General features: G+C 57.8%; 4 protein-coding genes. All 4 read right to left on the bottom strand.

Annotated elements, in window-relative coordinates; all coding sequences use genetic code 11:
- On the bottom strand, positions 1 to 1,435 hold a 1,435-nt coding region (locus VFQ24_10460; GenBank protein HET9178764.1), incomplete at its 3' end, for a preprotein translocase subunit SecA.
- 487 nt (positions 1,436 to 1,922) lie between these two features.
- A complete protein-coding gene (locus VFQ24_10465; GenBank protein ID HET9178765.1) occupies positions 1,923 to 3,899 on the bottom strand; it encodes a DUF2075 domain-containing protein in 1,977 nt (658 codons plus the stop codon).
- Between the two features lie 546 nt (positions 3,900 to 4,445).
- Positions 4,446 to 5,138 (bottom strand): AIM24 family protein, encoded by a 693-nt coding sequence (locus tag VFQ24_10470; GenBank protein HET9178766.1) that lies wholly within the window; start codon positions 5,136 to 5,138, stop codon positions 4,446 to 4,448.
- Between the two features lie 472 nt (positions 5,139 to 5,610).
- Complete coding sequence (locus VFQ24_10475) at positions 5,611 to 6,498, bottom strand: hypothetical protein (GenBank protein HET9178767.1); 888 nt, start codon at positions 6,496 to 6,498, stop codon at positions 5,611 to 5,613.
- Positions 6,499 to 6,867 lie beyond the last annotated feature (369 nt).

Here is a 6,867-nt window from a genome sequence, read left to right on the forward strand (position 1 = left end):
CCATCTCGCGGCCGTCCAGCCCCGCCTGCTTCAGCAGGTCCTGAAAATGCGCCGGCAGGTATCCGGCCTTGCGAAGCTGGGCGCTCAGCCGCTCCGATTTTTCAATGGCGATGGTGCCCACCAGCACCGGCTGGCCGCGCAGGTGGTATTCCTTGATCTCCTCGATGGCGGCGTTGAATTTTTCGCGCTCGGTGCGATACACCACGTCCGCATGTTCATACCGGATCAGTTCGCGATTGGTGGGGATAACCACCACTTCAAGCTCGTAGATTTTTTCAAACTCGGCCGCTTCGGTTTCCGCCGTGCCGGTCATGCCGGCCAGCTTGTCGTACATACGGAAATAATTCTGGAAGGTGATGGTTGCCAGCGTCTGGTTTTCTTTTTCGATCTTGACGCCTTCTTTGGCTTCGATGGCCTGGTGCAGGCCGTCACTCCATCGCCGGCCGGGCATGAGCCGACCGGTAAATTCGTCCACGATGATCACTTCTCCATCTTTCACCACGTAATCCTTGTCGCGCAGGAAGAGCGCGTGCGCTTTCAATCCCTGGTAGACGTGGTGGATAAACTCCATGTTGGCGGGGTCGTACATGTTTTCCAGCCCCAGCATTTTTTCAGCCTTGGCGATGCCCGGTTCGAGCAGGCTGACGGTCCGCAGCTTCTCGTCGATTTCGTAATCGTCTTTGAGCTTGAGGTGCGGAATCACCTGGTCCACGCGATAATACTTTTCCGTGGATTCTTCCGAGGCGCCGGAAATAATCAGCGGCGTGCGCGCCTCGTCAATCAGAATGGAGTCCACTTCGTCCACAATGGCGAAACGGTGCGCGGGCTGCACGCAGTCGGCCAGCTCAAACTTCATGTTGTCGCGCAGGTAATCGAAGCCGTACTCGTTGTTGGTGCCGTAGGTCACGTCGCAATTGTAGGCAATGCGGCGCTCCTCGTCGTCCAGGTCGTGGACAATCACGCCCACGGACAGGCCCAGCAGGCGATAGATCGGCCCCATCCAGGCGGCGTCGCGGTTGGCCAGATAGTCGTTCACCGTCACCAGGTGCACGCCCTTGCCTTCCAGCGCGTTCAGGTAGACGGGCAGGGTGGCCACCAGCGTCTTGCCTTCGCCGGTCTTCATCTCGGCAATCTTGCCTTCATGCAGCACCATGCCGCCCACCAGTTGGACATCAAAGTGGCGCATGTTCAGCGTACGACGGCCGGCCTCGCGGCACAGCGCAAAGGCTTCCGGCAGCAGCTCGTCGAGCGTGGCGCCCTCGGCCAGGCGCTTCTTCAGCTCCTCGGTGCGGTGAGGGAATTCCGCGTCGTCCAGCTTCTGCATCTCCGGCTCAAGCGCGTTGATTTCCTCCACGCGCGCCAGCAGCCGCTTCAGCTCCCGCTCGTTCTTCGACCCGATGATTTTGCCGAGCCCGGTTTGAAAATATGTGCCCATGGTCCTCAGTGGCGGATTATTGTACCGGAACTAGTGCCGTAATAGGTGCCTTAAACGGTAGCAGAATAGGTAGCACAAAGGTATTTTACCTTTCCCCCGCACGATTGGCAAAGGCGTGCGGCCGCCCGCTCTCGCGGCATCGTTGTGCCTACTAGCTCCTGTCTCCTGACTTCTGGCTCCTGACTCCTGACTCCTGGCTGCCGGTTTGAGCGATTGAGTGATTTGCGAGTTGTGATTGGAAGAACGGATTTTCGGCGAGGCTAGCCGTCCCGCTTCCCGTCTCCTGCCTTCTAACTCCTGACTCCTGACTCCTGACTCCCGAATTGCCTTTGCTCCCTCCGCCGCCCCGGATTTTGCCCCGATTTTCTTCGTCTCCGGCTGGTTGTTCAGTGAGGTGGGAAGGAAAAGAGAATGCTGAGGTAGAAAAGGTCCGCGATGAAAGGCAGTAATGGCAAGTTGGGGACCAATCGGCCGATCGGCGCACACGCTATAAAGTGTCGAACCCGATAGCCTTTAGAAAGTCGAACGTCGGGTCATAATAAGCGGGATTGCGTGTCCAATCTTCTCCATCACCGGGTGGAACCACGATCACCATGCCTTGTCGGGCACGAGTCAGAAGGACTCGATAGGCATTCTTGAGGTAATTTTGCCGCTCCGCCTTGTTGATACGCTTCCAGCGATCTCCGACAAAGGACCAATGTTGCCAGCCCTTGGGCGTGTATCTGAAATCGGCGTCCCATGTAACGCACGCCCAGTCAAGCTCGAGGCCTTGTACGTGAAATTCGGTAGCAACATCCTCAAGATAGTATGAGGAACGCACGTCTTCTTTCCCGTTCAGGAACCAATGGATTGGGTTGACTGGCGTCTTTACATCTATCGCATGCGGCTTTAATCGCTCCGCCTGAGAAGAAACCACGATCCCATAGCGTTCCGAACCGCTTGCCTGCGATTTTAACCATTGTTTCGCCCTACTCAGTTCGCGGGTGACAACGATCGGATACTTAGTCCTCACTGTCTCCAGCGCCTTACAGGCTTCTTCGGCGTTGAGATCCAAGAGTTGCTTGACCATGTAGGACAGGTTTTCTGCGCGGAATGAGCGCATCGACACTGCAAGGTGCAGTTCGTCCTTACGCGTGACATTTGGTCGCTTCGCCAATTTTTGCAGAACTTCTCCTGCGCCGTACTCGCTGTCGGAGAGTTGGGCAGAAATGTGAATGTGCCAATCCGGAAATGAGCGGTTGAGAGACTCAATCCATTCTGCGATTCCTGCCTCGCCGGTGTTGATCTCCTGGCCACCGCCGACCAGACACACAATAACAGCCCAATCCACATGGCGATCAAGGCAGGAAATCAAGAATTCTGGCTCAGACTGATAGAAATTCGAGACGTGTTTCTTGCGGCGCATGAAGCTAGAGGTCTGCTCCAGATTCCACGCGCGTTGCGCCTCGTCAAACAACGCGACGTGCTCGATGGGTGCGGATTTCGGGTCACGAAGGCACTCGTCCCGGAAATGATGGACGTTCTGCACGAACATTTTTACCTCGCTCATTGCTTCACCCTTCCTGACCTTTCGTCCATTCCCCCTTTCGCGTCGAACCTTATCCCTTGCAAGCGCTTCACGGAGTATCGCAACAAGCGGGCCATTGCCGGAAAGGAACACACTGTAAAGCTCGTTCGTCTTGTCAATATGGGTGGTTGCAATGTTGAGGCCAACCAGGGTCTTTCCCGCGCCGGGAACGCCGGTCACGAAACAGACTGCCTTGTGGGAATTTATCTTCGCAGACTGGATGATTGAGGATATTGAGTCAGATGTTTGAGTAAGATTGATTGCATTTGCATCGCTTCGGGAGATTTCTTTAACCGAGTGCCCGCTGTAAAGTGCCAACGCAGCTTCGATAATAGTCGGGGTAGGACAATATCTTCCGGCCTCCCACTGTTTAGGTTCTATGTCGGCACCTTCGGCAAAGCTCAAGACCTGTTCAATCACATTTCCAAGCTGGCCAACGCTGCTCCTGATTGGGAAGAGCAGCCCGTCATGTTTTGGTGTCGCAGCAACAATTGAACTGCTGGTGTTGGCTTTGGTCGCGATCAGAATCGGGGCCATAAAGCAATCGTGACTTGTTTCGTGGAAGTTCTTTAGGTCCAAGGCATAGTCCCAGACCTGATCAACCGCATGGGCGGGGAATTCTTTTTCGCCAACCTTAAACTCAAGGACAAAAATGGCGGGTCCAATCAAAAGAACGACATCAATGCGTTGCCCCATCCGGGGAATCGAGTACTCAAAATAGATAGCGCCCTGATATGGCCGCAACACCGATTGAAGTATCTGTATTTCCTCTACCCATGCATCACGCTGGGTCAGTTCCGATGGAAAGTCGTTACCGAACTCGATTGTGCCCAGAATCGTTCTGACGTCAGAATTTAGGAAATTGGATATTGAATCAGAGTAATACGCCCTATTCATGAATTTTCCTCATGGATGTCTTCGACGGTGGTGATGGTCTATTGTGTTCTCCTGGGGGAGATGGTTCGCGTGCGGGGGTAATATACACCGGAAAGGCGCGGGGGCGGAAGGCCGTGTGACCGATGCGTTGGCGGATGCTGGCCCAACATTGTGTTTCGCGGGGCGGGAGAACCAATGAAGCAGACCCTTCTCCCGCTCCGCGGGATCAGGATGACGTTTAGGGGGGCCGCAGGGTCCTGATCTTCAGGGGCTGAAGCCGCGGCTTCCTAAACCACCCCTCACCCGGCGTCGTACCTCCGCCACCCTCTCCCAGCGGGAGAGGGCCATTGTTTGTCAGGTAGTGGCCTGTGGCGGGCACACTCTCGTCGGGATTTCAGATTTGAGATTCCAGATTCCAGAGCGAGGGCTTGGCGGCAACGACGGCTAGAACCTGGTCCCCTGACAAACACCCTCACCTGTCCCGCGCCGCGGGACACCCTCTCCCGCGGGAGAGGGCTTCGGACGTTTGATAGCAACAATTGGAGCCGCACGCGGGTTGCCCACGCGCTAGCCTTCCGTGGGCATGTGGAAGTACATGGACTGGAGCGCAATGCGGCCGGGGCCGGTGAAGCGGTTCCAGAAGATCTGTCCGCTGGCGAAAAAACCTGTCGAGAGTTTCTGAAACTGGGTCTGCATCTGGACGCTGGGGTCTTTGTAGATCCAGCCGCCCGGCTCGAGGTCGATCTGTTCGCCGGCTTTCAAGTCAATCTCAAAGACGTTCCCGTAGCCGTGCAGCCAGACGATGCCTTCCGACTGGCGGCAGGTGAACTTATCGATAAAAAATCCCGTGCCGCCGAAGAGAATGTTGCTGGCTCCCTTGACTCGCGTAAAGCCGTAATCGAGGCTCTCCGTGGCGGCCAGGAACTGATGCTCGCGGACGTCGACGGACTGGCCCTGCGACAGGTGCAAGCCGAAAACGTGGCCCGCGCCATCGCGGCTGAAGGCAATGCGGCCCGGCCCGCGCGCTTCCGTCATAAGAATGGGCATCCCTGCTACCATGCGCTTGAAGGCTCCGCTGATGGTCTTGACGCCGATTTCCACCTGCGTGTCTTTCCACAGCAGCACGTGATGCTCAAAGTAAATGGGCATGGCGCTGAGCTCGACGCTGAGCACCGGAACGAGTTCTCCCTGAACATGGTATTTGACGCCGGCAAAAGCTTCGTCACGAGCAGTGGTGGGCAACAGAACGGGTACAGGCATGTGGTTTTTCTCCTTACGATTCGCGTGATTGGATGGCGCGGCCTGGCATGGCGACGATGGTAGCACGTGCGCAATGTGGGCGGCAATGGTGCGCTGGGGCGGGCCTTGTGCCCGGCGCGGTGGCATTTCCGAAATTAGCGCCTGAAGGGGGCGGAAGGATTTAGCCCATCCCGCCTTGCGGGATGGGAAAACGGACCGTCAAAACGCCACAAAGCCCGGAGGGACGAAAGGGAAGTATAGGAGCCAGAAGCCAGGAGTCGGTAGGCGGAAAGCAGCAGCCTGACGGCTGATGGCTGAAAGCAGTAGGCAGAGAGCAGAAGGCAGGAGGCGGCGAAGGATGAAGTGTGAAGGATGAAAGCTGAAAGTAAGGCAAAAGCCGCATGGATCGTACTCAGAGCGGCGGGCGCGCGCCCAGGCTTTTTAAATCGGTCAATCACCATTCGCGTAATCGTTCAATTCCTCGAAACACCCCTCACCCGTCCCAGGTGTCGTAGACGTGGTTGAAGATTTCGGGATCGTGGGCGAAGATGGCGAGGTCGAATCGCTCGCTGTGGGAGAAGCCCTTGACGGGATCGAAGAGGCGTTTGCCGGTCTGGAAATTGGGGTCGCGGCCGAAGCGCAGGCGCAGGAAGCGGCGCAGCAGGCGCTCGGTGGCGCCGATCAGCCTTGAGCCACGCCGGTACGATTCATCGCGGTCAAGCAACACGGTGAGCAGCGTGTAGGCGCGCAGCTTGGTTTCAGTCGCATCGGAAGACTCGATGGGCGTCGCCTTGCCGAGAAAGAAATTGAGCCGCTCGATCTGCCAGGCGGCCTGGGCATAAAAAATGCGGTGCTGCCGCCAGAGCGCGTCGGCGATCAGGTGCAGCAGCTTTTCCTCTTCCTCGTTCTGCGGCCCAAAGTAACGCGCCACGAGGCGATGGATGGCTTTGTAGTCGCGCGGATTTTCGCCCAACGGCGCCACCGGGCCGCGCAGCCGGCGGGCGAAGAGTCCGTGCTTCAGGATTTTTTCCGCCTGGCGCTCGATGCTCTGGCGGGTGCGGGCGGCGCGGGCTTTGGCGATCGACTGGCGCAGTTTGGCCAGGTGCTCGGGCGAGCGTCCCCGCGCCTGGAGCGTTTCGCGGGCTTTGGCCACGTTGCGGCTGGCGGCCTCGCGCTGCGCGGGCGAAAACTTGCGTCCGGGCAGGCGGTTGGCAAACTGCGCCTTCTTGATGGTCCAGAGCGAAGTGGACCGGCGCGCGCGCGTGAATTCCCAGCGCGAGCGATTGGCCTGCCAGGCCTTTTCCAGGTTCTTGAGCGCGGCGGCGCGATGCCGCGAGGATTGCGGACGCGATGCGGATGGACGCTGCTGTTCGTTGGTCATGGTGGGCTCCTGAGCGGCGGATTTCGCACGCGTTGCGGGCGGCGCGATCCCGCACTGCGGGACGCCGCCCCGGCGGAAAATCGAAATTAAACAAAAATCAAAGGCAAGGACCGCAGGCCAAGATGAAAATTCAAGGCCAGAGCGAAAAGCCGCAGGCCGAGGGCCTGCGCCACGTGCGCTCCGCGGGAGAGCGTTAACAACAGTAGGCTAGCACAAGGTGGGCCGCTTGTCAAGCAAAATCGGCGGGAGGTGATGTCAAGCTGCGTGTGTAAAAAGGCGGAGGGTGCGGTTTCGCCACTCCAACCTTTCGTTGTAGCCGTTAAAGATGGCATAGATGATGCGGTCCACGCTGGCCACGTTGACAAAACA

The sequence above is a fragment of the Terriglobia bacterium genome, from assembly GCA_035712365.1.
In the GTDB taxonomy this organism is placed as follows: domain Bacteria; phylum Acidobacteriota; class Terriglobia; order UBA7540; family UBA7540; genus SCRD01.

Bases quoted from the DNA above. Each gene is read 5' to 3' on its own strand.
- VFQ24_10465 (HET9178765.1), bottom strand. From the start codon at position 3,899: ATGAATAGGGCGTATTACTCTGATTCAATATCCAATTTCCTAAATTCT.
- VFQ24_10470 (HET9178766.1), bottom strand. From the start codon at position 5,138: ATGCCTGTACCCGTTCTGTTGCCCACCACTGCTCGTGACGAAGCTTTT.
- VFQ24_10475 (HET9178767.1), bottom strand. From the start codon at position 6,498: ATGACCAACGAACAGCAGCGTCCATCCGCATCGCGTCCGCAATCCTCG.